This is a genomic window from Halosolutus halophilus, assembly GCF_022869805.1.
Lineage (GTDB): Archaea > Halobacteriota > Halobacteria > Halobacteriales > Natrialbaceae > Halosolutus > Halosolutus halophilus.
The window spans coordinates 4,882,027-4,908,751 of record NZ_CP094974.1; the positions used below are offsets into that span (position 1 = coordinate 4,882,027).

Here is a 26,725-nt window from a genome sequence, read left to right on the forward strand (position 1 = left end):
CAGTCGCACGAGTCGTAACCGGACGGGTGCCCCGGTCGATCCGGACCGATCGACGCGTCCCTCGTGCCTCGTGACTCACCGTCGCTTCACGTGGACGGCGTCGTCAACGACGCAGACCTCGCACCCTTCGTACTCGAAGCGGATCGTGACGGTACTCGACGCGTCCGGGGCCGGTGCGTGTGACGCCTCCGGGGCCCGCGCGTCTCGAACGAGTCGATCGAGCGCGCCCGCGTCGATCGAGTTGTGGAGCGGCGAGAGGGCCAGCGGTTCCCGGCTCGTGACGGCCGCGACGCTACGAATGACGACGTCACTCGCCCGTTCGCCGGGACGAATCTCGGCAGGCGTATCGTTCCCGCACTCACACTGGGATGGGTGTGCCATCCTCGAGCGCTACTATTCGCCCGATGGTCCCTCTCGCAGATGATTCCGGTGCGATCGAAATCGGCGATTGATATTTGTTCACCTGGATCGTACCCTTCCGAAGTCGATCGCTCGAACGAGATAATATATCGGATTCGAATAATAGTTCTCGTATAGATAGCTTCGTGATGAATCAATCGGATACCGTGTTCCACGTGCGTCGATCTCCTCCGATCGACGACGAAACCAGGGTGAGTCGACCCGTTCGAAGCATCGTCTACGGCTAGAACGCTCGGCACCACGCCTTTCGTACGGGTTTTCGGTTCGGTTCACGGACCACGATCGGTGTCCGGCGACCGCTCGAACGCGTTTCCGGTTCGGTCGCTACGAACCGCCGCCAGTACCGCGTGTAGCGGACCTGTGCCCGCGAGGGGACTCGTCCGTTCTTCCCCGACACAGCCACGGTGGGACGATCGACGGAGTCCTGCGATCCAGCAGGACTCTGATCATCTCATTCGAGATGTGTCGAAATGCTGGGTGGTATCAAACTCTACCAGCTATCCGTCATGTGTCTCGTCGGACGACGCTCGACCGCCGGACCGATCGCCCCGGTCGTGTCTCGCTGGCTTCGAACCGGTGCCGTCGTAGCGCGAGGTCATCACCCAGAACGGGGGGCTTTAGTCGTCGGCCGCCGACCTTCCGCGCATGACGCGTGGGCTGGAGCCGACAGAATCGTACGACGGGCGGATCACGGTTCTCGTCCTCAGGGACGAGGGCCGCCGCGATCGAATCCGGTGTTCGTCGTACGAGGACGCGATCGAGACCGCGAAAGAAGCAGTGTCGTCGGCTACCGTCGTGAAGATCGTCGATCGGGACGACGAGGTCGTCTTCACTTCCGCCGAGATGGACATTGGGGTCTGGGCAACCGAATGGCGGCACGCGAAACGTCGACTCTCGGTCGACGTCGAGGAATACGACTGTCCGTACGACAGCGTCGGGTGTTTCGCGGACGATCTCTGTGTCCAGTGCCAGATCGACAGGGTCCAGAAGCGGTACTGATCGCGTCGGTCGGTGCTGGGTCGTACCGGCCTGGATCGCTCCGGGCGATGGCGGTCTTCACTCGAGGTCCTCTTGCTCCCGTTCCAGCCCCATTCAGACGCCGTACGGTGTGGTCTCGGGAACGTGAGCGGGCCGAACGACCTTCCGAGTCGCGTCCCGCACGGAGTACTTCTTTCGATCGTCCGTTATAGTAGCCACTGAAACTGTTCACACACCGATCGTACAGACGTCGTGCGATCGGGTGTGCACTGAATTTCAGTGGCTACTATAGCGTCTCGGATCGCAGGGGTCGCTACTTCCACCGTCTTCAGACGGTACCCGATCCGAACACCGGAAACAGCGGGCCATCAGCGGACCCCGACGGCCTGAGCCGCGCATACGCGCCGGATCCACGCGCACGGAGGATTGATAGCTGTTTCGCCCGAATACACGGCCGTGACAGTATCCGGCGTCGGCTTTCACTCGCTGACCACTGAACTCCACGACCACCACCCGACGGTCGAGGGCACCATCCCCGACTGGCTCTCCGGGACGCTGGTTCGCAACGGCCCCGGCCGCTTCGAAGCGGGCGACCGCCGAGTCAACCACTGGTTCGACGGGTTAGCGATGCTCCGCCGCTACGCCTTCGACGACGGCCGACTCCGCTATTCGAACCGGTTCCTCCGCACCGATGCCTACGAGGAGGCGATGGACGGTCGGCTGACCGGCCAGTTCGGCACTGACACGCGGGGCTGGCGGCGCATCCTCGAGACGATCACCTCGCTCGGGGTGCCCGACCCGACCGACAACGCGAACGTTCACGTCGCCCGCATCGACGGCGAGTACGTCGCGCTCACCGAGTCCCCGTGCCGGGTCGCCTTCGACCTCGAGACGCTCGAGACACGCGGGCGTTTTCGGTTCCACGACGACCTGACTGAGCACATCACGGCCGCGCACCTCGTCGACGACCCCCACCGCGACGAACTGGTCGGCTTCGCCACGCAGTTCGGTCTGACGCCACGATACCACCTCTACCGTCTCCCACGGGGACGTCGTACGCGCGAACGCATCGCCTCCATCGACGCGAACGGGCCGGCGTACGTGCACGACTGCAGCGTCACCGCCGATCACGTCGTCATCGTGGAGTCGCCGCTCGTCCTCTCGGTGCTCCGCGCAGCGAATCCGTTCGCGGAGGGCGCGATCGACATGCTCGACTGGCAGCCGGAGCGCGACACGCGCGTGCTCGTGGTCGACCGCGATACCGGCGACCTCGTGGCCGACCCGACGCTCGATCCGGCCTTCACGTTCCACCACGTCAACGCCTACGTCGACGGCGGGACGATCGTCCTCGACCTCGTGGAGTTCCCGGACGGCGACATCGTCGACACCATGTCGCTGTCCGAACTCGAGGGCGACGGCTTTCCGGCCGTGCCCGACGCCCGCCTGGTGCGGTACCGCATCGACCCCGACGCGAACACGGTCAGCCGGACGCGACTCTACGACGGCGGGATGGAGATGCCGCGCGTCGCCCGCTCGGTCGTCGGCCGACGCCACCGCTACGCGTACGGTCAGGCGACCGATCGCGCGGGCGCGAACGGACTCGTCAAAGTGGACTGCGAGACGGGCACCGCCAGGGAGTGGTGGGAGCGCTCGGTCTACGTCGAGGAACCGGTCCCCGTCCAGCACCCCGAGGCCGACGACGAGGACGACGGCGTCGTGCTCGCGACGGCGCTGGACACCGAACGCGAGCGGACGCTGCTCATGATCTTCGATGCAGCGACGTTGGACGTTCGGGCGCGGGCGGTTCTCCCACACGCGGAACCTTTCGGCTTCCACGGCCGTTTCTTCCGGGACGCGTGACTCGTCCGGACTACTGTCAGCCATCTCCGGCACACCCGCACGGCGGGTCGCGGGTGCGCCGGTAACCAGTGACAGCAGACCGTATCAGGCGAGATCGGCGAGCGTCCCCGCCATGACGGGACTGGCAGGTGGGTCGGGCATCGCCGCCAGTCGATAGATCGCCGCCGCCGCTCTGTCGACGGCGAAGGGCCGATCGTCGCCCAGTCGTCGCGCGATAGGTTCGAACGCTCCGACTGCGGCGAACAGCCAGTTCGCCAGTTCGGGAAAGTGTGGCTGGTCGGGACCGTACACCGGGCCAAAGCGCGGGACGACCACCTCCATGTCGAGATCGGCGATGGCCCGCTCGGCGCGCCGGCGGGCAGTGATGTACGACTGGCCGACCAGTGGCGGCTTCGCCGAGGAGGAGATGTAGACGAACCGGTCGACGTCGGCCCGCTCGGCCTCGAGGGCAGCCACGATCGCGGAATCGCCGTTGATCCGATCGAAGCTCCCGCCGGCGTCGGGAGTCTCGGAGATGGTTCCGATCGAGTGCACCACGCAGTCGACGCTCGGCAGCGCATCGCGCCACGTCTCCGGGCTGAACACGTCGGCGGCCACCCACGTTACGTCGGCGGCCCACGGCCCACAGTGGCGCTGTGCGGGTGGGCCGGTTCGTGCGACGCTCGTCACCTCGTGGCCGTCCGCGACGGCACGCTCGCAGATGCGGCGGCCGATGAAGCCGTTGCCGCCGGTTACCAGCAGGTGCATGGTCCCACTACGGGCTGTACGGGGAAAACCACGGACATCGATGACCGGTCGATCGGGAAGGGGCTGAACAACCCACGGGTAGTCCGACTCACCGGTTTGGTCGTCGGAAAATCAGTGGGCCAACTCGGATTTGAACCACCTGAAGACGGTCTCACTCGCTTCGCTCGTGAGCGTGCGTCTTCCGTAATTCAAATCCGAGTCGAATTCCATACTTGCGACTCGCGATTTTGCTCGCCGCAAAAGTATGGGCCAACTCGGATTTGAACCGAGAGCCTCCACCTTATCAGAGTGGCGCTCAACCTGATTGAGCTATTGGCCCGCGTCGGCATCAAACAGTTGTCCGCTGGTATGTTTAAGCGTTTCTTTCTTCGGGGGCCGTGCGAACCGCTACCGAGCGAGGGGGTCGCGATCGTCTCCCTCGTCTCCGTCCCCGTTCCGATCGTTCTCGCCGAAGTCGATCGTGTACGACTCGTCGTCGCCCGAGTCGACGGTGTAGGCGTCCTCGCCGAGGTCGTAGGTACCGCCGTCGGTCGGTTCGGCCGTGTCCGCTCCGGGACCGGGAGCCGCGTCGTCGTCGGGGAAGCCGTACGTCCAGACCCCGCCGCTCGCGAAGCCACCCGTCTTCTTGTCCGCGTAGGGGACGATCACGAAGCGCTTGAGTCCCATCCGGATCGGGATCCGGCTGATCGGAAGCACCAGCAGGAACCCGAGCAGGTCCGTGACCAGGCCAGGCGTGAGCAGGAAGGCCCCGGCGGCGATGAGCAGGCCACCGTCAAGCAGTTCGTTCGTCGGCGGCTGACCCTGGGCCAGCGATCGCTGCATCTTGCTGATCGTCCGTCGACCCTCGGCGCGGACCAGCAGCATGCCGACGAGTCCAGTCAGGACGACGAGCAGGATCATCCCGACCCAGCTCACGAAGCCGAACTGGGTGACGATGAGTGCGAGTAGCACTGCGTCGAGAAACGGGATGAGCAATAGCGCGAAGATCCACCGAAGCATGCCCCGATATAGCCGACGAAGGGTGAAAACCCTTTACTCTCGTCGCGTCGCTTGCTCGCGGTGATTCGGACGGAATGGGCGATGGAGACCGCTATGAATCCCCGCCCGAACGGGGCGTTCGAGGTAATTCCGATCGACTCCTCCCTACCGGTTCGGTCGCGATCGATTCACAGCGAAGGGCTTACGCCCGCGACTCGCTACCCTCCGGTATGGACGATCCGACACGCGTCGAGTGGCGCGAGTGGGGCCAGGCGGCCTTCGACGAGGCTGCAGAGGCCGACCGCCCCGTCTTGCTCTCGCTCACTGCGACGTGGTGTGACCACTGCCACGAGATGGACGCGGAGACGTACGCGGAGCCGCGAATTGCGGCGAACGTCAACGACAGTTTCGTTCCCGTGCGCGTCGACGTCGACCGCCATCCGCGGGTGCGCGATCGGTACAACATGGGTGGGTTTCCGTCGACGGTCTTCTGTGCGCCGGACGGCGGCGTCCTCACCGGTGCGGGCTATCTCGGCCCCGATGGGATGCGACAGGTGTTAGACAGCGTCCGGACCATGTGGGAGACGAAGGGGAGCGGAGCCGCCCGGATTCCCCGGCCACTGCGGGAGGACAACCCGCCCGCGGGCGACCTCTCGCCCGAAATCGAGTCGGCGATGCTGGGTCAGCTGACCGAGACCTACGACGAGGTCGCCGGCGGCTGGGGGGAGCGTCCGAAATTCCCCCTACCCGACGCCCTCGAGTTCGCGCTCAAGCGCGATCGGGAGATGGCACTGCGCTCCTTCGACGCCGTCGGTGCGAACCTGCTAGACGAGTTCGACGGCGGCTTCTACCGCTTCGCGACCGATCGGGACTGGTCGGGGCTACAACACGAGAAACTGCTCGACTCCAACGGCGCGCTCGTGCGGGCGTTCGCCAACGCCTACCTCCACACCGGCGCGGACGAGTACCGCGAACCGGCCGAACGCACCATCGAGTATCTGACGACGACGTTATGGAACAGCAGTGCGGACGCCTTCGCGAACAGTCAGGCGCCCGGCGAACCCGACGCCCACGGTCTCGACGCGACCGATCGGGCGACGGCCGACGACCCCCCGGTCGACGAGGGCGTCTTCGCCGGCCCGAACGGGCTCGCGATCGAGGGGCTACTCACGTACTACGCCTACACCGACGACGAGCGAGCCCGCCGGTACGCCGAGCGGGCGCTCGCGACGCTGCGGGAGGACATGCTCCACGAGGGTGTCGCACTCCACGAGCGCGACGCGACGCTGCAGGCTGGCGACGAGCCGACGTGCCTGCTCGCGAACCAGGCCCGCGTCCTGGCCGCGCTCACGACGGCCGCCAGCACGCTCGATACCGACCTGCTCGCGGACGCTCGCGCGGTCGCGGACGCGACGATCGATCGACTCCACGACGAGGACTCGTTCCTCGACGGGCCGGCGACGGGCGTCGGCCTCTGCGAGCGGCCGCTGCGGCCGCTGGATTCGAACGTCGCGTTCGCGGACGGGCTGCTCGAACTCGCGGTGCTCACGGACGAGGACCGGTACCGGGAGTACGCTCGGGAGACGCTCGAGGCGTTCGCCGGGGCGAGCGATCGGTTCGGTGTCCAGATCGCACAGTACGGGACGGCCGCCGCCCGGCTGCTCGAGGGACCGCTCGTAATCCGCGTCGCCGACGACCCGGGGACTGACCTCCACCGGGCCGCGCTCCGGCTGGCCGACCACGAGAAAATCGTCGTCCCGGACGCGACCGACGACCTCGAACCGGGAACGGCACGAGTCGAACGTGACGGCCGTCGTTCGACACCCGCCGAAACTCCAGAGCAGTTGAGCGACCGCGTCCAGAACATACACGAGTGATTTCCGGGCCTGAGACGCCCGAGATCGTTCGAACAGCAAACCACCACAGCGTTTATGTTGCTACGGTCAGTGTTGCTTGCATATGGCCAGCCTCAGGGACCTCGGGCTCTCGGAATACGAAGCTCGAGCGTATCGAGCACTGTTGAACACCGGTCCGACGACGGCGAAGGAACTCTCACGCGCGAGTGACGTTCCGATGGGTCGGATCTACGACGTGTTGAACAGCATCGAGCAGTACAACCTCGTCCGCAGCCAGACCGCGAGCCGCCCGAAGAAGTACGTCGCCGTCGAACCCTCGACCGCGCTGGATCGGCTGCTCGACGACAAGAAACGGGAACTCGAGGAGAAGGCCGAACAGTACGAATCGATCGTCGACAACCTCGCCGACGAACTCGACGCGGCCGAACCCGTCGAGGAGCAGTTCTGGACCGCCGCCGTCGGCCCCGAAGAGACGATCGACCTCCTCCTCGAGCGGCTCGCAGCTGCGGATCGGAACATCGTCATGGTCGCCGCGGACCCGGTTCCCCAGATGGACATCCGAACGGTCGGCGACGAGGTCCTCGCCCAGCTCGAAGACGCCCTCGACCGCGGCGTCTCGGTCGACATCCTGATGACCCGGGATCTGGTCGCGTCCCTCTCCGAGAACGTCGGCAGGCGGTACCAGGAGACGCTACAGGCTCGCAACGACTTCGACGTGCGGACGAGCGAGGAGGTCTCCGGTTCGTTCAACATCATCGATGGCGTGGAGGTCTGCATCCAGGTGCCGAACCCGCTCTCATCGAGCGAGGCGTTCGGCATGATCGACCTGAAAGACCCCGAGTTCGCGGCCGACGTCCACGACGAGTTCACGCCACACTGGCAGAACGCGGAGCCACTCGAGTTCTGATCGACGGACCGATCGCCCGTAGCCGATTTTGCCGGACCGATCGCGGTCTATCGACGGCCGACGTTCCTGCGCGGCGAATCAGTTCCTGCCGTTGACCTCGTCGCGCAGCGTCGCCATCTCGACGACGCGCTCGGCGTGGGCGTTGTGCTGGTGGATCGACTCGTCGTTGGACTGTTTCATCGTGATCACCGCGTCGTCGGGAAGGTGATCGAACTCGTCGACGACGCCCTCGGCCATCGATCGGACGCAGTCCTCCACGAACTTCGCGTCCGCGTGGGCCGCGTAGGTCATGTGGTCCTCGTCGGGTCGCTTCGCGAGATTGTAGATCCGCGCGCTCATCGAGTCGCGGGCGACGTCGATGAGGTCGTTCAGGTCTACGTCGGGATCACCGGCGGCGTCGATCGTCAGCGTCGCGTGGCCGCGCTGGGAGTGACCCGCCTGTGGCACCTCCTCGAGGAACCGGGCGATCGTCTCCTCCTCGACGCCGAGGTCCTCGAGGGTCTGTTTCGCCCGGGCGGCTGACATGCCCTGCGAACACGGGCAGACGGTCATCCCGGTGACCGTTGCGCCGATCTCCTCGCGGGTGCCCTCGTCGGTCGCCGTCGCGGCGGCCACGATGTCGACGGTATGCTGGGTCTCGCGATCGCTCGCGGGCGTCTGCTCGCGGCGCATGAACTCGGCCTCCATCGAAACCTCGGCGCGCGTGGTGTAGTCGTGTTTCTCGAGGAGTCGTTCGGCGGCCTCGCCACAGACCTCCTCGACGCGGTAGGCCTCGTCGCGGGTCGCATCCTCGAGAATCTCGTCGATGACCTCCATGTTGCGGCTCATGTCCGCGCCCTTGCGCCAGGCGGGAAGATCGACGAAGACCTCGAACTCCGCGGTGAGGACGATCGGGCGCTCCCCCTCGCGGGCGATCTTGACGAGCTTTTCGACGCCGGTGACGCCGACCTGGCTCAGGCCGACGGTGACGTCCGGCGACGTAGCCTGCACGTCAGGCAGTTGGTGACTCATTGGCCGCATTCAGGGTAGCAGGCGATTATGGCTTTCGGAAGCCATAGTATATGTGGCGGGCGATTCGATCGATTGCGTCGGAGGTCGAACTGCCGAGGATGCGATCGGTTCTTTAAGTGTCTCTGGTCACAAGGTGAAGATACGAAGGGGTTTTCGGGACGGCAGTCGAATCGAAGAGCGGTTGCCACGCGGGCCGTTCTACCGACCGATCGTTCGTCCGTTCACTACACGAGATCCGTCCATGTCAACCGTTCCGCAGCACGTTCACGAAACCGTCGCGGAGCACCTCGACGCGATCGAGGTCCGACACGACGTGATTGTCGCCCTCGCGGCCGCCCGCGGGAGCCACGCGTGGGGCGGAGCCGCTCCCGACAGCGACCACGACGTCGGGTTCGTCTTCGTTCCGACGGATCTGCGGGTCTACGCCCACCTCGACGGGCCGGACGCGGTCATCACTGCGGAGCGCGGCGAGTTCGAGTATCAGGGCTGGGACGTGCGAAAGACGATGTCCCTCCTCGCGGCGTCGAACGACGGCGCGTTCGACCTGCTCCGGAGTCCGATCCGGTATCGGACCGCGTACGACCCCGGGGAACTCCGCGCGTACGTCGAACGAACGTACGACCCGATGGACCTCTATCACGCGTGGCGCGGTATCGCGACGAGCAACTACCGAAAGTACCTCTCCGAGCACCTGGTTCGCACCGACGACGCCACCTTTCCGATCGTCGAGGCGCGTGGCGACGCGTACGTCGTCGAGACGGACGACGGGACGACCACCGTCGATCGGGACGACGAGCGATACGCCGAAACGCAGACGCGACCGACGGTGAAGCGCAACCTCACGATCTGTCGGGCGGCGATGTCGGCTCGCTACCTGAGAGCGACCGGCGAGCGCGGGGACCACGACCTGCCGGCGCTCGATTTCGAACGGTTCCTGACCGAGCAGGCACCGGCCGTCTTCGACGAGGACCGGATCGACCGCGCGCGGACGCTCCTCGAGCGAAAACGACGCGGCGAGGGTGCGGCGACGATCGGCGACGTCGTCGGCCGCGAGTTCGCGCATCCACCGATCGAGATCGACCCCGCCATTCACGCGCGGGACGGCCCCGACCCCGATCGACTGAACGAGTTCGTCGACGAGATACTCGCCGCGGTGCGGTGATCGAGCCGTCGGGGGCGATCGGCCTTTAAGTGCTTCTGGTAACAAGGTGGAGCTATGACGGGAGATTCGGTCGTTCTCGCGGACGTCAGTACCGAGTAGCCTCGGCTCAGGTCGCTCGGTATCGAGTGGCCGCGGCTCTTTCGGCAGGCTGGATCGCTCCCTATCGTCTCAGTCGACGCCGATCCAGCCCCCGTTCGGCCTTTAAGTGGTTCTGGTTACAAGGTGAAGCTACGAAGGGATTTTCGGGTCGTCTGTCCGGGAGCGACGGCGCCGCGATCGTCCGCCGAATCGTATTACGCCACGCGATCGTGCCCGGAGACGTATCACGAGGACTGTCAGTCCCGTCTAGAGGTCCGACGAAACGAGCGAGCCTTTTTCCGTCTCCCTGTCCGAGCGGAACACGAGATGCAATACGACGGTGCTGACCCCGGGGCGGGCGGTGAGCAAACGATGGCCGTCGACGAGGACCACGACCGCCGTCTCGAGCTGCGTCCCGGCTCCGGTTCGCTCTCGCGGGCGGACGTCCAGCGGGACTCGACCGTCCGTCGATGGGGGGTCGTCACGCCGAGTGCGACCGTCATCGGGCGTGCGGAGTCGCCTGACGGGGATCTATCGGAGAGCATCCGGCGACTCCACGACGAACAGCACGGTGCGACACCGGGGTACAGCGAACGCGCACACCACCTCGATCGACTGCGGACGACCCAAGCGCTGTGTAACGCGCTCGATCTCACGCCGTGGCAGCGGGACCTCGCGCTGGGCGTGATGGACGAGATCGACCTCACCGAGTTCGGCAGCCAGCGTGCCATCCCGAAGGTCGCACTGGTGGTGATCCGCCACGTCGTCGACGTCGACCGCCAGCGGTACTTCGGTCTCGACGACATCGACGTCCAGGAACTGTCCCCGGATCGAATGGACGAACTGTTCGGCCAGTACCGCGCCCACGACATCACCGAGGAGACGGCGTTCAGGCGGCTCGCGGCCCAGTACGGGCTCGACACGACGAGTCTGAACCGATTGCGCCGGGTCCTCAAGGCCCAGCTCGACGACGACCTCCCGGCCTACGGCCGGAATCCGTACCGCGATCCGAACCTCCCTGAATCGACGAGCGGCGATGCGACCGACCCCGAGGAGACGTGACTCGCTTCAGGTGGGAGAGCCGAGTCCACGCCGGAACGACGGTGTCGCCCTTCTCATGCAGGTGGTCAGTTGACACTCCCTGCACACCTTGATCGGCCATGACGGATGCAGTTATCGTCCTCGACATGCTGAACGACTTCGTGACCGGCGAGATCGCCGCCGAACGGGCCGAACGGATCATCCCGACGCTCCGCGACGAACTGCTCCCCAGCGCTCGCGAACACGGGATCCAGGTCATCTACGCGAACGATGCTCACCGGCCCGAGGACACCGAACTCGACGTCTGGGGGGAGCACGCGATGGCCGGTACGGAGGGTGCCGAGGTGATTCCGGAACTCACCCCCACCGACGCGGACGACGTCTTCGAGAAGCGTTTCTACGACGCGTTTTACGGCACCGGCCTCGATGAGCACCTTCGAAGTCTGGGCGTCGATCGGATCGTCGTGACGGGGCTCCATACGAACATGTGTGCACGTCACACGTCCGCAAGCGCGTTCTTCCGGGGCTACGACATCGCTGCGCCAGCTGACTGCCTCGAGGCGTTCAGCGAGGACGCTCACCAGGACGGACTGACCTACCTCGAGGACGTCTACGACGCCGAACGAACCACGAGCGAGGAACTCGTCGAAGCGTGGGAGAACGACGGATAAGCGAGAAGCGTGTCGACACCCGGCGACTCGCCGGATCGGTCCGCCCTCTCTCGTTCGTCCCAGGGGCGCTCGTTCGTCCGGGGGTCGCTCGCTCGTCTCGAAGGAGTCATTTTTGACGCTAGCGCCGCTACTGTCCGCTATGGTTTCGACCTCCTCGGACTCCGAGTCGCTCACGCTCTACGCGGACTACGTCTGTCCGTTCTGTTACCTGGGGAAGCGATCGCTCGAACAGTATCGCGAGACGCGCGACGAGCCGCTCGCGATCGACTGGCACCCGTTCGACCTCCGCCGCGGAAAACGAGGTCCTGACGGCTCGATCGACCACGACGTCGACGACGGGAAAGACGACGCGTACTTCGAACAGGCGAAAGAAAACGTCCGACGGCTCCAGGACGAGTACGGCGTCGACATGGCCCAGGAGATCGCGATCGAGGTCGACTCGCTGCAGGCCCAACAGGCGTCGTGGTACGTCAAGAACACCTATCCCGATCGCTGGGCCGACTTCGACGCGGCGATCTACGACGCGCTCTGGCAGGACGGCCGCGACATCGGCGACGTCGAGGTGCTGTCCGAGCTGGCCGAAGACGCCGGACTGCCCGCGGACGAGATCCGGGACGCGGTCGACGACGACGGACTCCGGGCGGAACTCGAGGATCGCTTCGACGCGGCACGACAGCAACGAATCACCGGCGTCCCGACGTTCGTCTTCGAGGGCCACGCCGCCCGTGGCGCGGTGCCGCCGGCACAACTCGAGCGACTGATCGAGGGAACGTAAGTCCGGTCTCCCGTCCCCCGGAAGAGAGGCGCGCTCGCGACGCGGCCTAGTCCAGCTTTTCGAGGCCGTCGAAGAAGTTCACCTGCGGGCCGACCAGCCGGACCGACTCGTCCGCGATCGACACCGAGACGGTCGCGGGCGGCGCGAGTGTCCGTCTGTTTCGGCCGTCGCTGATCGCGAAGGCGGTGTCGGCGTCGGTGACTCGCAGCGAGAGTTCCGCGCCGCGGTCCACGACGAGCGGCGGCATCGATTCGGGTGCGGCCATCTGCGTGACGACGAGAGTCCCCGCAGTAGGGTGGACGAGCGGCCCACCCTCGCTGAGGTTGTAGGCGGTCGACCCGGTCGGCGTGGCCACGAGGACGCCGTCAGCGTGGCCCTCGGTGTACCGGATCCCGTCGACCCGAATCTCGACGGTCGCGCCGCCACCGTGCCCACGCCGGGGGCCGTGAACGACGACCTCGTTGAGCGCGGGTTCGAGCGCCCAGTCGCCGCCGGACGCCTGCAGGCGCGCGAGGTCGCGGCCCGGGAGATCGTTGCCGTTCCGAAGGGTCGCGACGAGGTCCGTCGTGACGTCGATCGCGTCGGCGGGGGCGACGGCGTTGAGAAAGCCGACCTCGCCGAGGTTGACCCCGAGAATCGGCGTTTCACCGACCTCGCGAGCGACGAATAGCAGGGTCCCGTCGCCGCCGATACTCACGACGAGGTCGCGATCGATCATCGCGGCGACCGGCACGGCGGGGCGATCGATCGCGGAGCCGGTGGCCTCGTCGACGACGACGGAGACCGCTCCGCCGTCGAGCGTCTCGGCGAGGGACGCGGCCAGTTCCTGTGCGCGCTCGTTCTCCCGCTGTGCGACCAGTCCGACGTCGACGTCCATCGATGGCGGATAGCCCTCCCGCACTCAAAAAGGTCTGCCTCGAGCCCCGACGGTAACAACACTCGTCTGGATGGGACGCTACGACATACCTGAACTGTCCCGCGAGGACACTGCACACCCCCGTATGGAACGTTTCCCTTCGATGCCGATCGTTGCCCTGCCGTCGCCTCCCACCGGCGCGTGGCGTCACGGTCGCCGGAACCGCGAGTCGTCTCAACCTCGTCGGCGGGACGGCGGATCGCCGGGATGTCGGGACGACACATCGCCAGGACGCCGGGCCGGCACATCGGCCTCGCGGAGCATCGTTCGTAGTGGAGCGTTTCCGCGCACACCCCCACAGTAATCCGGTGTTTGCGTTCCGTTCGCGGCCCATACTTTTGCGGACAGCGTCGGCAAGGGATCCATATGACCGAACGGACGACAGCCGACGAGACGATGACGCGATCGGAACTCGCTGCGTACCTCGCCTCTCTCGGCGACGAGTTCGAGGGCGGCGGCGACGAGATCAACGTCACGGTCGGGAACAAGACCGTCGATCTCAACCCGCCCGAGAGCGTCAACGTCTCCGTCGACGTCGTGGAACGATCGTCGATGCTGCGGGGGAACCGCGAGACGATCACGATCGAACTGAACTGGAAGCCCTGAACCATGTCCGTCCTGGCTGTCTCCCTCGCGTTCGTCGTCAGCCTCCTCATCGGGACGATCGCGATCCTGGCCGGCGTGCGACTCGTCATCGACAGCGACGCCGGCGTCCTGAACGCCGCGCTGACCGCCCTCATCGGCGCGCTCGTCTGGGCGGCCGTGAGCTACTTTCTCGGCTGGATCCCGCTTCTGGGCGTCATCCTGATGCTCGTCGCCTGGGTCGGCGTCATCAACTGGCGGTATCCCGGCGGCTGGGGCTCCGCCGCCGCGATCGGGTTCGTCGCGTGGATCGTCGCGGTCGGACTCGTCTACGCGCTGACCGTCTTCGGACTCTTCACGCCCGACGCGATCGGCGTCCCCGGGGTCTGAACCCGATCGGCGTCGCGTCGATCCAGTGTTCGCGTCCGAGTCCGCGTCCGATCCGACCCCGAGTTCCCGCGACGGGGGAACGAGGAGAAGGGCTTTCTCCACGGCCGCCCGTGTTCCGACTGTAAGGCGATGTACGAGACGATCCTCTATCCGACCGACGGGAGTGAGCACGCGGCGACCGTTCTCGATCACGCGATCGACGTCGCCCGGACCCGGAACGCGACCCTCCACGTCCTCTCGGTGGTCGACGACCGCGCGTTTCTCGTGCTCGACGACGACCGCGTCGAGCAGGTTCGATCGGACCTCCGGGAAACTGCCCGCGAAGCGACCGACGCGGCCGCGACACGTGCCGCCGACCACGACGTCGAGACGGTCACGGCGATCGACACCGGAAACCCCGCCGAGCGTATCGTCGACTACGCCGACGCGGTCGACGCCGACCTGATCGTGATGGGGACCAGCGGCGACGAGTACGAGCGCAACGTCGTCGGCAGCGTCTCCCAGCGGGTCGTCCGCGAAGCCTCCGTCCCCGTTACCACTGTCGGTCCCGACGTTTGAACGACCGACCTCGAGTACCGGCCCGTCGGTGCTCGCTTCCACACCAGATACGTTGCACACGGTTTGATATGTTCCCCCGTCGCTAGTAACGAGGAGATGCGACGTTCGATCGTGATCGCGACCGTGTTGCTCGTCCTCGCGTTTCTGCTCGTTGGAGGACCGTCGCTTTTGCTGTCGATGTCGACCGATCGGACTGCACCCGACGCGACGACGCAGTCGCAGTCCCAGCCGAAATCGACGCCGGAGCTCGTCACGATCGAAGACTCCGAGAGCAGTTTCTGGATGTATCTCAGTCCCCGGCAGACGTTCCAGAAGCGGAGTCCGATCAACGTGATCGTCCGCGGCGACGCCGAGGACGTCGAGCGGATACTGGTCGACGCCGACGCCGGCGGCGACTGGTCCGAGATCAACGAGTCCGAGGAGGAAGCGCTGCCGGACACCTACTCGCTGACCGGTGACAACGCCCCCGACAACGGAACGCGACCGGAGAACGGAACCGGCAACGAAACGACGGCGAGCGACTCGTCGAAGAACGCGACCAACGAGACGGTAGACGAACCGCAGGGTCCGATCCCGAATCTCGACTGGGGGGAAGCCGACGGCGGCACCCGCTACGCCTACGTCGACCCCGGTCCGAACGAGAGCGGGTACTGGACGACCGAAACCCGCCAGCTCGAGGACGGCGACTACTACGGACAGCGATACCACATCCGGCTCTACGAGAGCCCCAACGAGGACGACGACTGGGTTATCATGCAGACCCACTCCGAACACTTCGACTGGTTCACGCTCCGTCACCGCGTCCACGGCTCGCAGGACGCCCAGACGAAAATCGAGGCCGACCTCATGGAATACCCGCGAGTCGACGTTCAGGACGACGTGCGACGCAGATATCTCGATAACAGAAACTCCGCCGATGCCGACGGCTGGGCGACCGTCGTCGAACTCGCCGGACTGCTCGTCGTCCCCACGGTAGTCGGCGTCAGAGCGGGCAGGCGCACTGCGAAGGCGTCCAGCGAAACCGAGGAATCGGGCGAGCGCATCGCCCAGCGGACCCCCGACGCGATCGACGATCGCCTGACCGACGTCGACCGCCAGCGACTCGCCGCCGCCTACGCCCGCCTCGAGGCCGGTCACGTCCTCCTCGTCTGTGCCATCCTGACGCTGTACCTTGGCGTCCGAATGGGCGGTCTCGTCCTCGAGCATCAGGCCGGGTTCCTCACGCCCCACCAGATCGCCGCGCTACTGTACCCGGTGATCGGGACCGGGATTCCGATCGCGACCTACCTGATCGCACGCGGGCTCACGCGCCGACTCGATGCCGCTGTCGTCGCCGCGGGCTCTCTCGCGGTCGCGATCTGGCTCGACTACAGCCTGCTCGGCGTCAGCGCGCTGCCCGTCGGCGTCATCGTCCAACGGATGCTCGTCGTCGTCGCGCTCGGACTGATCGCCGGCGGCGCGGCCAAGCGAGCCGCTCGGCGCTCGAAGTTCAACGACATGCTGCTGGTCGGGGCGATGATGTGGGTGTTGCTGCTCGCCGGTACACTATTCGGCTACTTGTGACCGATCGGCGGCAACTCAGTGACACGATCGGGCCGGGCACGCAGTCCGGTCCTTTTAATACGAGCCGGCCGTTCAGTTCGACACGAGCGCTGGTGGTGAGTGATCCCGCAGGAATCACGAACGACGGCGCGAGCGAACGACGCGGACGAGCGCTGGTGGTCTAGTGGTAGGACATGAGCTTCCCAAGCTCATAGCCCGGGTTCAATTCCCGGCCAGCGCACTCCAGACGCCTTCTCTCGGCGGTTTTCCGGGTTTCCCGATGAAACCCAACCATGCCCAAAAAAGCTCACAACGTGGGTACTCGAACACAATCGTTCCGCTGTCTAGCGATTTTAAAACGTGACAGATTTACTAGGAATGATGGGTCACGCGGCCCCGTGATTCAGGGCGCGACCCGGACGGTGATGAGACGATGACGAGCACGCAGGAGAAAGTCGACGGGATCGTCGTCGTTCCCGAGGCAAGCCACGACGTACTGAATCTGTGCCAGCTGGAGGACTATCGCGACCACCGGCGCAAACTCATCACATGGATGCGCCATCTCGGAAAGGATCCGGAGAATGCCGAGGGATATGCTCACGACACGACGCGCCAGCGCAGCTACAAGATCGACGCGTTCTACCGCTGGGTCTGGGAGTACGAAGACGGCTGCACGCTGGCGGTGACGACCGAGCACGCCGACGAGTACAGCAAGGAGCTAGCCTACGAGGAGACGTCGCAGACGCACAAGGCGGGCATCCAGAAGGCGATCAAGACCCTGTTCAAGTATTATCGGTACGAGAAGGGGCGAAACCTCGAGTGGGATCCGTCCATCCAGTATTCGAACGGCGGGTCGAACACCCACCAGATTCGGGATTTCCTTACGATGGCCGAGCGCCGAAAGATCAAGCAGGCCAGCCTCAAGTACGGAGATGGTATCCCTCACCCTGAAATACTTGGTGAGAATACGGTCACGAACCGCGCAAACCAGTTGCCCGAATCCGACGACCATAGAGAGGAAGAGTACTGGAACGGTGAAACTGATGCTGTCCGAGAACTACTGGAAGCCCACGAGGTTCAAATCTGAAGCGCGGGACACACCTGCGTACCACGACCGCCTCAATAGAGTTCGAGACACTGTTGATATGTACGGGCCACCCTCATCAGGTGAGGTATTATTGAGGCACTCGGCCTCAAAGTTGCTATGAGTCTGATCGACAAGAAGAACGGAGAACGGATTAGCCGACAGCTCGTTCCTCGTCTTCCCAATAGGGTTCGCGAAGTGCCTTCTTGTCCATCTTTCCGTACGGCGTTTTCGGGATTTCGTCGACGAAATCGATCGACTTCGGTTTCTTGTAGTCGGCGAGGCGATCATCGGCAAACGCGACGATCTCGTCCGTGCTGAGCGACTCCTCGTCCCGTGGGACGACGACAGCCTTGACCGCCTCGCCCCAATCGTCGTCCGGAACGCCGATGACGGCGACTTCCTGGATGCCGGCATGTTCGTCGAGCGCTTCTTCGACCTCCGTCGAGTAGACGTTCATACCGCCGGAAATGATGAGATCACTGGCGCGGTCGAGCAGGTAGAGATAGCCGTCCTCGTCGCGGCGACCGATGTCGCCGGTTCTGACCCAGCCGTCGACGACCGTTTCGGCCGTCGCCTCGGGCCGTTCGTAGTATTCGCGCATCACGTACGGTGCCGTCGCGAGGATCTCGCCGCTCTCACCGGGATCGACCCGGTCGTCCGGATCGCCAGTTTCGGCGTCGACGATCCGTACATCCGCCATGAGACACGGTTGTCCCGCCGACGAAAGCCTCTCGCTGCGATCGCTCTCGACTGCGACCCTGTGTTCCGCTTTTCCAAACGTCGTGATGAGGTTCGGCACTTCTGTCTGGCCATAGAACTGACAGAACACCGACCCGAACGCGTCGAGTCCCTCCCGGAGTCGCGCCGGTGTCATCGGTGCCGCGCCGTACACGAGACTTTCGAGCGAACTCGTATCTGTCGTCTCGAGGTCGGGGCGATCCAACACACGGTAGATCATCGTCGGCACCATGAACGTCCAGGTGACGTCGTGGTGGTCGATCAACTCGAGCGCAGCATCGGGCTCGAACCCCGGACGGATAATCGACGTCGCCCCCGTTACCAGGGCGCCCCACAGGAACATCCCTGCAGAGTGTGGTAACGGCGTCATTAGCAGGAGCGTGTCGTCACCCGTGATCCCGAGTTCGACGACGTGCGCGTAGACGTTCGTCGTAATCCCGTCGTGGGTGTGCAACACCCCTTTCGGCTTGCCGGTCGTGCCGCCGGTGTAGTAGTGGCCCGCGACGTCCTCCTCGCCGGGTACCTGGTCGGGTGGCTCGGATTCGTCGCCGTCGAGGTTCTCGAATGGGACGAACCCCTCCGGTGAGGCGTCCTCGATCCCGATCACGGTCTCGACCGCAGGCAGATCCTCCCGGATCGACGCCATCGTGTCGGTGAAGTTAGGCCCGCAGATGACCGTCTCCGTGCCGGAGTCTCGGAGCATGTACTCGAACTCGTCGGGGGTGAGCATGTCGTTCAGTGGGAGCTTCGCGGCGCCCACCTTGATCACCGCCACGTCCGCCACGACGTACTCGAGGCGGTTCGACATCATGAGCGCGACGCGATCGCCGACGCCCACTCCCCGTTCGACGAGTCCGTGAGCAACGGCGTTAGCGCGGCGATCCAATTCCTCGTAGGTCAGCTCCCGGTCGCCATCCACGACGGCGGTCCGATCGGCGTACTTCCGGAGGCTCGTCTCGAAGACGTCTTTCAGCGTGGCCCCCGGTTCGGGCTCGCTCGCCGTCGTCGTGATCGACTCGCTCATGGGTCAGGGTGTCGCATCGGGTGCTGGTTGCTCGAGCCACTCTTCGTAGAAGACGTCGACGTCCGGTTCGAAGGGTTTCAAGACCGGGTATCCGGCCGGGACGGCGTCGACGTCCAGGAGCGTGTAACACTCCGGGCAGAAGAACTCCCGGAGCTGGAATCCCCAGTCCTCGTCCGGCGTCATCCACTTGGGGTACAACTGGCGCATGTCGGTTTCGCTCTCCTTGACTCGCACCTGACACTCCGTTTTCCAGTTGTCTTCGAGGGGGCCGAACTCGTGGCCGCACTCGGCCTTGACGATCCGGTCGCCGTTCTTCGCGACGGCGAAGAGGTGGTCGTTCAGCGGGACGAGGATCGGGTCGTCCCACTCGACTCGCTCTTGCAGGATCTCGCGAGTGACTTCGAATCGCTGTTCGTCCTTCGGGTCCGGTAGGACATCGCTGCGCAGTTCGTCCCACGTGAGGTCGCCGTCGATGAGTTTCTCGATCTGGTTGCGGTCTGTGTCTGCCATCGTATCACTCCTCCTGGTCGAATCGGAAGTCGTCGTCTACGTCCCAGAACTCCCGGAAGAACGCGCCCCAGTCCGCGGACTGGTCGAACACGCCCTCGTACATCCACTTCGCCGGGTCGCTGACGTCGCCCTCGACGACCCGCTCGCGCTCGTCCTCGTAGAATTCGTCGTACGGGCGGGTCTCCTCGCGGCGCGTCTCCATGAGTTCCTCGCGACGCTGCTCGGTTGCATCCTCGTCGACGGTGAACTCGCGCTCGTCCTCGTCGAACTCACCGACGACGCCGTACACCTGTTCGACGATGTCGGGCGTGTAGATCCCGTCCTCGACGTCTTCGACCACGAGTTCGATCGATCGCTCGAGCGGATCCCCGTAGCCGGGGCCGCCGCCCATCTGATAGTGAACGAGGTCGTGGTTCTCGTACTCCTCCGGGAAGTACAGGCCCTTCTGACTTCGCCGGACGTCGCCTTCGATATCCTCGTCGAACGATTCGGGGGGCGAGTCGCCGATCGGGTAGGGCTCCTCGTTCTCGAATCGGTCTTCGAGGTCGGTGTCGTGGGCTCGCAGCGAGTAGTTCAGCGAGTTGGGGTACCCGCCGGCCATTCCCGAGGTCGTGAAGCCGACGCCGGGGACGACGTGTTTGTACAGGGAGACGTCCGAACTGTTCGAGACCATCCGGATTCCTTCCCAGCCGGAGCCCCCTCGATACTTGCCGTGGCCCGCCGTGTTCGGTTTGACCTGCCGGGAGAGGTACGGAAGCCCCCACTCGATGAGCTCCCATTCCTCGACGTCGCCCATGTCGGACTCGGGGTTCCACATGGCGTAGCCCCAGTCGAGTCCGTCTCGAACGGCCGACGCACCCAGTCCCTGGCAGGAGTGTTCGAAGGGGGCAACGGGGAAGTACTGATCCGTCGGCTCGTACAGGCCACCGCCCTGAAGCGGATCGCCGGTCTCGGAGTAGCCGGTGACGACCTCCTCGCGGAACCCGCGCGCGAAGAACGCTCGCGAGACGTTCTTCCAGAAGGCGTTGTACGTCGGCATCAGCGATCCCCACGAAGTGTGGAACGATCGGCTCGGGTCCTCGGGATTGACGATGCTCCCCTCGGGATAGTTCGTGTCGACGGCGAAGTACGAGCCGTCGTTGACCTTCCCGTCGTGTAACAGGCTCTGGGTGAGCGATACCCAGAGTCCGCCCTCCATCGCGCCTTCGGCGCAGTTGTACGCGTGCGGTCCGGGCGGGCTCGCCCCTTCCATGTCGAGGGTCAGGCCGCCGTCCGCGTCCACCCTGACCTCGACGGGCAGGTGGTTCAGCATGTCCTGCTTCGACGACGGTTTCCAGGCCTCGTCTCCGAACGGGACGGGCATGAAACTCGAGTCGCGGTACGTTCCCGGGAAGAGTCGCTCTTTAACCCGGGAGTGCAGCGTCTGGCGCCCCTCTTCGACGGCTTCGCGGGAGAACTGCTTGAACGTCTCGACGCCGACGTCGTCGATCATCGACTTGACCGCGTTGCGGATCATGTGACACCCGGCCAGCCGACACTTCTCGTCGAGGTCCCAGTACATCGGCGTCCGCACGGCCCGCTGGGCGCGGTCGCGCCAGTCCTGGAAGAGTTCGTCGTTCTCGCCGATCTTCTCACAGGTGGCGTACAGACCGTCCTCGTAGCGGGTCGTACTCGCTAACTGGTCGTGGCCGCGGGTCATCCCGCCGATGTCGACCTGGTGAGTGACGCCGTCGACCCACGCGACGAGTTCGTCGTCGTGGAAGATCGGAACGATCGTGTGGACGTCCGTCGTGTGGACGTTGCCGAGATCGTTGTCGTTGTTACAGAAGATATCACCGGGCTGGATGCCGCGGTCGTGTTCGTAATCCTCTTCGATCATGTACTTGATCGCCAGCGAGCCGGTGTGAACGTGGACGATGATCCCCGTCGAGAGCGCGATGCAGTCGCCCTCTGGCGTGTACACTTGGAAACACAGTTCGCCGATCTCGCGGACGATCGGCGATGCACTGACGTGCAGCGCCGTCTCCCGCGCGGAAACGAGCGCCCCGCGAAGCTGGGAGAACATCTGTTCGTACTCGAACGGCCGGTCCGCTTTCATCCCGAGTTCGTCGAGACCGTAGTATCGGTCGGTCTCCTCGAGGTGGCGATCGCTCTCCTCGAGCATCTCGTGAAGCGTCTTGCCGTCCCAGCCGATCGGGGGATCGACCCGTTCGTACTGGACCTCGTCGGTCTCTAGCTGTTGGTCTGGTTTACTCATGAGTCGGTTTGCTGAAGGTGGAAGATGCGGTTGTTGTCGAGCGGTGCCTCGAAGCCCGGCGGAACGAGCGTCGTCGTCGCGGGTGCCTCGATCACGGCCGGCGACTCGACGACGTTACCGGCCCGCAGGTCGGACATCTCCCACAGCGCTGCGTCGTGCCAGGCGCCGTCCCAGTAGATCTCTCGCTCGCCGCGACTCGCCTCCTCGGGCGGCGTCTCCTCGCCCGGCTCTTCGTCCGGCAGGGTCGGGCTCGGCGACGGGGCGATCCCGGTCCCGACGGCCATCGTGATGGTGTATCCCTGCTCCGGGCTCTGGGCGGCGCGCTGGAATACTCGCTCGAACTCCCGGTCGTAGACGTCGATGACGTCGACGAGGTCGTCCGCCGAGAGCTCGCCGGACCAGATCTCCTGCGGGATCGTCACCTCGAGATCGTCGAGCATGCCGGTGTACTGCATGCGGACGGCGGGCTTGAAGCGCATCTCCTCGACGTCGATCCCGTCACGTTCGAAGGCGTCTTCGGCCTGCTCGTGGAGTTTCTGCAGCGTGTCGGTCAGTGCCGTTGCGGCTTCGTCGGCGTTGCTCAGATCCGGCTGGATTACTAGATCGAGCGAGTGGTCGTATCGGTAGGCATAATCGGCCGTCGCACACCCAAACGCCGAGAACGCAGCCGCCCAGTCCGGGATGAGAACGTCTTTGAATTCGAGTGACTCGGTGTAGCCGGCCGCGTGCAGCGGTCCACCGCCGCCGTAGCTCACGAGGTTGTAGTTTTCCGGGCTGTAACCGAGTCCGAGGATCATCGCTCGAAGCTCGTTCGTCATATTGCGCTCGACGATGTCGAGCACTCCGCGGGCCGTCTCGTAGGGATCCTGGTCCAGCGGGCCCGCGATCTGGTCTTCGACGTACTCCTCGGCTCGATCGACGTTCAGATCGATGTCGCCGCCCAGGAAGTAGTCCGGGTTCAGGTAGCCGAGCATTGCGGTACAGTCGGTGACGGTCGGCGTCTCGAGACCGCTCTCCTCGTTACAGACGCCGACGAGGTATCCCGCCGAGTCGGGACCGACCTCGATGCGGTTCGACGCCTTGTCGACCCGCACGTAGGAACCGGTCCCCGAACCGATGGTGTCCATCGCCGTCATCGGAATGTTCACCATGAACTGGGCGAGCGATTGGTCCCAGCGCGTCGGGTAGTGCCCCTCGGTGATGAGACCGACGTCGAAACTCGTGCCGCCGACGTCCGAACAGACGAGGTTGTCGATGCCGAGCTCGTCGGCGAGAAACTCGCCGCCGAAGATCCCCCCGATCGGGCCGGAGACCATCGTCTCGACGAGCCAGTCGTGGTCCGGCGAGACCGTCCCACCTGAGGAAGAGAGCACCCTGAACGGCGAGTCGTTGCCCTGCTCTTGGAGCGATTCTTCGATTCCCCGAAGTTGCTCTCGCGACGGATCGACGGCGTAGGCTTCGAGAATCAGGCTGTTCAACCGTGGGAGTTCACCCCTGACAGGATTCTGTTCAGAGGACAGCCAGACTGGAACCTCGACACCCCGCTCGTCCATCACGTCCTCAGCGATCGCCTTGATGCGCTGCTCGTGTTCCGGGTTCTGATAGGAGTACACGAGCGACACACAGATGACGCGAACGCCGCGATCGAGCAGGTCTTCGATGGCCTCGCGCGCTTCCGACTCATAAAGCGGAACGAGTTCCTGTCCTGCCATCCCGACTCGACTTCGAACGCCGCGGATGTTCTCTCGCGGAACGATCGGTTCCGGATGTTCGTGTTCGCGGGCGTGAAGCCGCCCCGAATACGGCAGGTCCACCCACGACTGGATGCCGCGACCGAATCGATGAGTATCCTCGTACCCCTTGTTCGTGATGACACCAATGTTCCCCTCGCCCTCTCGTTCGAGCAGGCGATTGAGCATCGCCGTTCCGGAATAGACGGTCCCGCGGAGCGTGTCAGCGGAATCCTCGATCGAGGTGCCCCAGTAGCCGAGGGCGTCGTCGAACGAGTCGATGACACCCTCGGATTCGTCTTCGGGTGTTGTCTGTGCTTTTCCGACGGTATAGTTCCCCTCGTGGTCGACGACGAACGTGTCGGTCATCGTTCCGCCCGTGTCGAGCGAAAGGAGTTCCGGATCGTTCGTATCCTCCACTGCCATCGTCTCTACCTCCTGATTACTCGCCAGTCATCACCTGGCGAAAATTTGATTGGTAATACCATGCAACCACCCGTCCTACGTTAGCACTTAACAAGATTGGCCCGAAGGCCGGTGATATATATCAGGACTTTATACCGCTACAGTTGGGATCCGAACAGGACCGAGAGGAGCCGTTGCTGGGCGTTGCGCAGGCGCTCGCTGATTGCGGACTGGCTCGTTTCGAGCTGTTCGGCGATTTCCTTCCCGGTCGCTTCCTGTGGGACCCGAAAGTATCCCATCCGGTAGGCAACTTCCAGGACCAGCAGTTGATCCGGGGTCAGTTTTCCGTGAACCGTATGCTTCAGGTCGTTCCCGCCGAGCGGAAAGCCGATGTCGTCGATCTGCTCGGTGCCGAGTAACTCGAATCCCGCATACGTTCGTTCGAGGTCGTTGGCGAACTCTTTCAAGTGGTTCCAGTCCCGGACGGTGGCGACCACCCGCAGCCGATCGTCCTCGAGCAGGATCCGATGGGGGAGCGCTCGACAGCGGGTGATCTCGGAAAGCACGAACTCCGGGACCTCGTCGACGAACAGGACGGCATGGTAGACTGGTGGATCACCGCCGACGGTCCAGCAATCGAGGACCTCGATCGCGGACCGGGTATCTAGAGTCATTTCGGGATCGGTCTCGCCTCCCACGAACGTCAGGTACTCGAACCACTGTCCGGCGCCCGCGTAGATCGCATTGTCCAGTTCGATCGTCCCGAACCGGTCGCCGGCACCGACGAAGCGTGCGAGCCGGTCATCGGCGCGCAGCTGAAATCGCACCCGGAGGAAATCGCCAGGCATTACCAGTACGGTTCTCGAAGTAACCGCTTGTCGATCTTCCCGTACGGTGTCTCCGGGAGCTGTCCGACCGTATCTATCGACTCTGGAAGAGCGCGGTCCGGCAGATCTCCGGCAGAGAACGCCCGGAGTTCCTCGGCCGTGAGTTCGGCGTCGTCCGCGGGAACGACTATCGCCTTCACTCGTTGATCGATCCTGATCCGATCGAGGCCGTCGGCCGCTCGCGTCGGTTCCGTCGGGACGCCGATAACCGCAACCTGGCTAACGTCGGGATGACGCTGGATGACGCTCTCGACCTCGGTCGAGTACACCGCCTCGCCGTCGACCGTGAGGACGTCCTGGATGCGATCGAGGACGTACAACCGCCCCTCGTCGTCGAGGTAACCGACGTCGCCGGTTCGAATCCAGCCGTCGGCGTCGAAGGGGCCGTCTCGGTTCAGATAGCCGTCGACGGCGTACGGCGACCGGATCCCGATTTCACCGACGTCGTCGTCCCAGTTCGTCTCGTCGTCGAAGATCGTGATCTCGGCTAACTGGGCTCGAAGGCCCGCCGATCGGAGCCAGTGGTCGTCCTCGGGATCGTGTTTCGACTTCGGCAGCACGGCCACCAGATTCGGTACCTCGGTCAGGCCGTAGAATTGGACGAACACCTTGCCGAGTCGGTCGAGACCTTCGGCCAGTCTGGCCGGCGGGATGGGTGCCGACCCGTAGGTCAGCGTTTCCAGACTGTCGAGATCGTGATCGTCGATCGCCGGCTCGTCCAGCAGACGTGCGATCATCGTGGGGATGAGGTACGTCCACGTGATCCCCTCCCGGTCGATCGTCCGAAGAACCCGCTGCCCGTCGAACTGCTGTTGCAGATGCACCGTTCCGCCCTGCATCAGTCCGGCGAGGACGAATTTCCCGGCAGAGTGCCCGAGCGGCGTCACCAACAGCATCTCGACGCCGTGGTGGACCTCGAGTTCGTTGACGTGGGCGTACATGTTCAGGATGGTCGCGTAGTGGGTGTGAACCGTTCCCTTCGGAGGACCGGTCGTACCGCCGGTGTAGTGGATCGCAGCCGCGTCGTCCGGAGCCGTTGCGATCGACGGCGGATCGGCGTCGACTCTCGAGAGCATCTCGCAGAACTGGTGAAAGCCAAGCGGCGGCGCTGATTCGTCTCCGACGCCGATGAGGTAGTTGAACTCGAAGGCCTCTTGTCGGAGCTGCTGGATGGTCTCGAAGTGCTCCGGTCCGACGACCAACGTCTTGACGTTCGCATCTTCGAGGATCGGACCGATCGTCGACTGGTCTACCTGGTAATTGAATGGGACAGCGACGACGCCAGCCCGTGCGGCGCCGAGTTGTGCGATGAGGTACTCGAGTCGATTGCTGAGCAGTATTCCGACGAAGTCTCCGTTGCCAAGTCCGATTGATGCGAGTACGTTCGCGAATCGTGCAGTTCGATCGCCGAGTTCGCCGTACGTCAGTTCTTGCCGTTCGTCGACGATCGCCGTCCGTTCGTCGTACCGATCGAAGAGGCCGGCGTAAAACCGGTCGAGCGTCATCACTGCCTCGCCGTTCCTTCGATCGTTCATTGCTAGTGCCTCACACACTATTTTCTGAAATATAAATCAGGGTGCCAACCGAGGGAGGGGCAGCCGGATATCGGGAGAAA

General features: G+C 64.5%; 24 protein-coding genes and 2 tRNA genes. 14 read left to right on the top strand and 12 right to left on the bottom strand.

The features are described 5' to 3' along the window. Positions 1-75 precede the first annotated feature (75 nt). Positions 76-381, bottom strand: a complete 306-nt coding sequence (locus tag MUG98_RS24265; protein WP_265109967.1) for a HalOD1 output domain-containing protein — start codon at positions 379-381, stop codon at positions 76-78. A gap of 684 nt (positions 382-1,065) precedes the next feature. Between MUG98_RS24265 and MUG98_RS24270 the strand changes: the two genes are divergently transcribed. Next, complete coding sequence (locus tag MUG98_RS24270) at positions 1,066-1,419, top strand: hypothetical protein (protein WP_265109968.1); 354 nt, start codon at positions 1,066-1,068, stop codon at positions 1,417-1,419. A 435-nt stretch (positions 1,420-1,854) separates the two neighbouring features. After that, the gene (locus MUG98_RS24275) at positions 1,855-3,258 is read left to right on the top strand and encodes a carotenoid oxygenase family protein (protein ID WP_265109969.1); all 1,404 of its coding nucleotides are present in this window, start codon (positions 1,855-1,857) and stop codon (positions 3,256-3,258) included. 84 nt (positions 3,259-3,342) lie between these two features. Here MUG98_RS24275 and MUG98_RS24280 read toward each other — a convergent pair whose 3' ends face one another. From MUG98_RS24280 to MUG98_RS24290, 3 genes are all read right to left on the bottom strand, one after another. Further along, the gene (locus MUG98_RS24280) at positions 3,343-4,005 is read right to left on the bottom strand and encodes an NAD-dependent epimerase/dehydratase family protein (RefSeq protein WP_265109970.1); all 663 of its coding nucleotides are present in this window, start codon (positions 4,003-4,005) and stop codon (positions 3,343-3,345) included. A gap of 245 nt (positions 4,006-4,250) precedes the next feature. Continuing rightward, positions 4,251-4,324 (bottom strand) — tRNA-Ile (locus MUG98_RS24285). Between the two features lie 68 nt (positions 4,325-4,392). Next, positions 4,393-5,004, bottom strand: coding sequence for an FxsA family protein (locus MUG98_RS24290; RefSeq protein ID WP_265109971.1), 612 nt, complete (start codon positions 5,002-5,004; stop codon positions 4,393-4,395). 209 nt (positions 5,005-5,213) lie between these two features. On the opposite strand from MUG98_RS24290, the gene MUG98_RS24295 reads away from it, so the two are divergent. Next, positions 5,214-6,860, top strand: coding sequence for a DUF255 domain-containing protein (locus MUG98_RS24295; protein ID WP_265109972.1), 1,647 nt, complete (start codon positions 5,214-5,216; stop codon positions 6,858-6,860). Between the two features lie 82 nt (positions 6,861-6,942). Beyond that, on the top strand, positions 6,943-7,746 hold the full coding sequence (locus MUG98_RS24300) for a TrmB family transcriptional regulator (RefSeq protein WP_265109973.1): 804 nt from the start codon (positions 6,943-6,945) through the stop codon (positions 7,744-7,746). Between the two features lie 78 nt (positions 7,747-7,824). On the opposite strand, the gene mptA is transcribed toward MUG98_RS24300, so the two are convergent. Further along, complete coding sequence (gene mptA, locus MUG98_RS24305; RefSeq protein ID WP_265109974.1) at positions 7,825-8,757, bottom strand: GTP cyclohydrolase MptA; 933 nt, start codon at positions 8,755-8,757, stop codon at positions 7,825-7,827. Between the two features lie 241 nt (positions 8,758-8,998). Between mptA and MUG98_RS24310 the strand changes: the two genes are divergently transcribed. From MUG98_RS24310 to MUG98_RS24325, 4 genes are all read left to right on the top strand, one after another. Next, positions 8,999-9,919 carry a nucleotidyltransferase domain-containing protein gene (locus MUG98_RS24310; protein WP_265109975.1) on the top strand — a complete coding sequence of 307 codons (921 nt, stop codon included), beginning with the start codon at positions 8,999-9,001 and terminating at the stop codon, positions 9,917-9,919. Between the two features lie 405 nt (positions 9,920-10,324). Next, positions 10,325-11,059, top strand: a complete 735-nt coding sequence (locus MUG98_RS24315) for a DNA-directed RNA polymerase subunit epsilon (RefSeq protein ID WP_265109976.1) — start codon at positions 10,325-10,327, stop codon at positions 11,057-11,059. Between the two features lie 98 nt (positions 11,060-11,157). Further along, entirely contained in the window at positions 11,158-11,709 is a 552-nt protein-coding gene (locus MUG98_RS24320; RefSeq protein WP_265109977.1) for a cysteine hydrolase family protein, read from the top strand. 139 nt (positions 11,710-11,848) lie between these two features. Next, entirely contained in the window at positions 11,849-12,484 is a 636-nt protein-coding gene (locus tag MUG98_RS24325; RefSeq protein WP_265109978.1) for a DsbA family oxidoreductase, read from the top strand. A gap of 46 nt (positions 12,485-12,530) precedes the next feature. Here the strand turns inward: MUG98_RS24325 and MUG98_RS24330 are convergent, their stop codons facing one another. Further along, positions 12,531-13,361, bottom strand: a complete 831-nt coding sequence (locus tag MUG98_RS24330; RefSeq protein WP_265109979.1) for an NAD(+)/NADH kinase — start codon at positions 13,359-13,361, stop codon at positions 12,531-12,533. Between the two features lie 405 nt (positions 13,362-13,766). On the opposite strand from MUG98_RS24330, the gene MUG98_RS24335 reads away from it, so the two are divergent. From MUG98_RS24335 to MUG98_RS24360, 6 genes are all read left to right on the top strand, one after another. After that, complete coding sequence (locus MUG98_RS24335) at positions 13,767-14,006, top strand: amphi-Trp domain-containing protein (protein ID WP_265109980.1); 240 nt, start codon at positions 13,767-13,769, stop codon at positions 14,004-14,006. 3 nt (positions 14,007-14,009) lie between these two features. Continuing rightward, entirely contained in the window at positions 14,010-14,372 is a 363-nt protein-coding gene (locus MUG98_RS24340) for a hypothetical protein (RefSeq protein WP_265109981.1), read from the top strand. 129 nt (positions 14,373-14,501) lie between these two features. Continuing rightward, positions 14,502-14,930 (top strand): universal stress protein, encoded by a 429-nt coding sequence (locus MUG98_RS24345; protein ID WP_265109982.1) that lies wholly within the window; start codon positions 14,502-14,504, stop codon positions 14,928-14,930. A 96-nt stretch (positions 14,931-15,026) separates the two neighbouring features. Then, on the top strand, positions 15,027-16,493 hold the full coding sequence (locus MUG98_RS24350; RefSeq protein ID WP_265109983.1) for a hypothetical protein: 1,467 nt from the start codon (positions 15,027-15,029) through the stop codon (positions 16,491-16,493). A gap of 149 nt (positions 16,494-16,642) precedes the next feature. Beyond that, a tRNA-Gly gene (locus MUG98_RS24355) sits at positions 16,643-16,713 on the top strand. Positions 16,714-16,905: 192 nt separating this feature from the next. Further along, positions 16,906-17,559 (top strand): hypothetical protein, encoded by a 654-nt coding sequence (locus MUG98_RS24360; protein WP_265109984.1) that lies wholly within the window; start codon positions 16,906-16,908, stop codon positions 17,557-17,559. 151 nt (positions 17,560-17,710) lie between these two features. On the opposite strand, the gene MUG98_RS24365 is transcribed toward MUG98_RS24360, so the two are convergent. The 6 genes from MUG98_RS24365 to MUG98_RS24390 all read right to left on the bottom strand — a co-directional run bounded on the left by MUG98_RS24365 (position 17,711) and on the right by MUG98_RS24390 (position 26,645). After that, positions 17,711-19,321: a class I adenylate-forming enzyme family protein gene (locus MUG98_RS24365; RefSeq protein WP_265109985.1), complete on the bottom strand. Its 1,611-nt coding sequence runs from the start codon at positions 19,319-19,321 to the stop codon at positions 17,711-17,713. A gap of 3 nt (positions 19,322-19,324) precedes the next feature. Continuing rightward, on the bottom strand, positions 19,325-19,831 hold the full coding sequence (locus tag MUG98_RS24370) for an acetone carboxylase subunit gamma (protein ID WP_265109986.1): 507 nt from the start codon (positions 19,829-19,831) through the stop codon (positions 19,325-19,327). 4 nt (positions 19,832-19,835) lie between these two features. Then, positions 19,836-22,088 (bottom strand): hydantoinase B/oxoprolinase family protein, encoded by a 2,253-nt coding sequence (locus MUG98_RS24375; protein ID WP_265109987.1) that lies wholly within the window; start codon positions 22,086-22,088, stop codon positions 19,836-19,838. Further along, positions 22,085-24,244 (bottom strand): hydantoinase/oxoprolinase family protein, encoded by a 2,160-nt coding sequence (locus MUG98_RS24380; protein ID WP_265109988.1) that lies wholly within the window; start codon positions 24,242-24,244, stop codon positions 22,085-22,087. Before MUG98_RS24380 ends, MUG98_RS24375 begins: the two co-directional genes overlap by 4 nt. A gap of 137 nt (positions 24,245-24,381) precedes the next feature. Next, positions 24,382-25,071: a helix-turn-helix domain-containing protein gene (locus MUG98_RS24385; RefSeq protein ID WP_265109989.1), complete on the bottom strand. Its 690-nt coding sequence runs from the start codon at positions 25,069-25,071 to the stop codon at positions 24,382-24,384. Next, positions 25,071-26,645 carry an AMP-binding protein gene (locus tag MUG98_RS24390; RefSeq protein WP_265109990.1) on the bottom strand — a complete coding sequence of 525 codons (1,575 nt, stop codon included), beginning with the start codon at positions 26,643-26,645 and terminating at the stop codon, positions 25,071-25,073. Before MUG98_RS24390 ends, MUG98_RS24385 begins: the two co-directional genes overlap by 1 nt. Positions 26,646-26,725 lie beyond the last annotated feature (80 nt).

Coding starts and splice junctions, on each gene's coding strand:
- MUG98_RS24370 (WP_265109986.1), bottom strand. CDS start 19,831: ATGGCAGACACAGACCGCAACCAGATCGAGAAACTCATCGACGGCGAC.
- MUG98_RS24310 (WP_265109975.1), top strand. CDS start 8,999: ATGTCAACCGTTCCGCAGCACGTTCACGAAACCGTCGCGGAGCACCTC.
- MUG98_RS24380 (WP_265109988.1), bottom strand. CDS start 24,244: ATGGCAGTGGAGGATACGAACGATCCGGAACTCCTTTCGCTCGACACG.
- MUG98_RS24270 (WP_265109968.1), top strand. CDS start 1,066: ATGACGCGTGGGCTGGAGCCGACAGAATCGTACGACGGGCGGATCACG.
- MUG98_RS24335 (WP_265109980.1), top strand. CDS start 13,767: ATGACCGAACGGACGACAGCCGACGAGACGATGACGCGATCGGAACTC.
- MUG98_RS24325 (WP_265109978.1), top strand. CDS start 11,849: ATGGTTTCGACCTCCTCGGACTCCGAGTCGCTCACGCTCTACGCGGAC.
- MUG98_RS24320 (WP_265109977.1), top strand. CDS start 11,158: ATGACGGATGCAGTTATCGTCCTCGACATGCTGAACGACTTCGTGACC.
- MUG98_RS24345 (WP_265109982.1), top strand. CDS start 14,502: ATGTACGAGACGATCCTCTATCCGACCGACGGGAGTGAGCACGCGGCG.
- MUG98_RS24280 (WP_265109970.1), bottom strand. CDS start 4,005: ATGCACCTGCTGGTAACCGGCGGCAACGGCTTCATCGGCCGCCGCATC.
- MUG98_RS24290 (WP_265109971.1), bottom strand. CDS start 5,004: ATGCTTCGGTGGATCTTCGCGCTATTGCTCATCCCGTTTCTCGACGCA.
- MUG98_RS24330 (WP_265109979.1), bottom strand. CDS start 13,361: ATGGACGTCGACGTCGGACTGGTCGCACAGCGGGAGAACGAGCGCGCA.
- MUG98_RS24340 (WP_265109981.1), top strand. CDS start 14,010: ATGTCCGTCCTGGCTGTCTCCCTCGCGTTCGTCGTCAGCCTCCTCATC.
- MUG98_RS24300 (WP_265109973.1), top strand. CDS start 6,943: ATGGCCAGCCTCAGGGACCTCGGGCTCTCGGAATACGAAGCTCGAGCG.
- MUG98_RS24350 (WP_265109983.1), top strand. CDS start 15,027: ATGCGACGTTCGATCGTGATCGCGACCGTGTTGCTCGTCCTCGCGTTT.
- MUG98_RS24265 (WP_265109967.1), bottom strand. CDS start 381: ATGGCACACCCATCCCAGTGTGAGTGCGGGAACGATACGCCTGCCGAG.
- MUG98_RS24375 (WP_265109987.1), bottom strand. CDS start 22,088: ATGAGTAAACCAGACCAACAGCTAGAGACCGACGAGGTCCAGTACGAA.
- MUG98_RS24295 (WP_265109972.1), top strand. CDS start 5,214: ATGGACGATCCGACACGCGTCGAGTGGCGCGAGTGGGGCCAGGCGGCC.
- MUG98_RS24390 (WP_265109990.1), bottom strand. CDS start 26,645: ATGAACGATCGAAGGAACGGCGAGGCAGTGATGACGCTCGACCGGTTT.
- mptA (WP_265109974.1), bottom strand. CDS start 8,757: ATGAGTCACCAACTGCCTGACGTGCAGGCTACGTCGCCGGACGTCACC.
- MUG98_RS24365 (WP_265109985.1), bottom strand. CDS start 19,321: ATGAGCGAGTCGATCACGACGACGGCGAGCGAGCCCGAACCGGGGGCC.
- MUG98_RS24385 (WP_265109989.1), bottom strand. CDS start 25,071: ATGCCTGGCGATTTCCTCCGGGTGCGATTTCAGCTGCGCGCCGATGAC.
- MUG98_RS24315 (WP_265109976.1), top strand. CDS start 10,325: ATGCAATACGACGGTGCTGACCCCGGGGCGGGCGGTGAGCAAACGATG.
- MUG98_RS24360 (WP_265109984.1), top strand. CDS start 16,906: ATGACGAGCACGCAGGAGAAAGTCGACGGGATCGTCGTCGTTCCCGAG.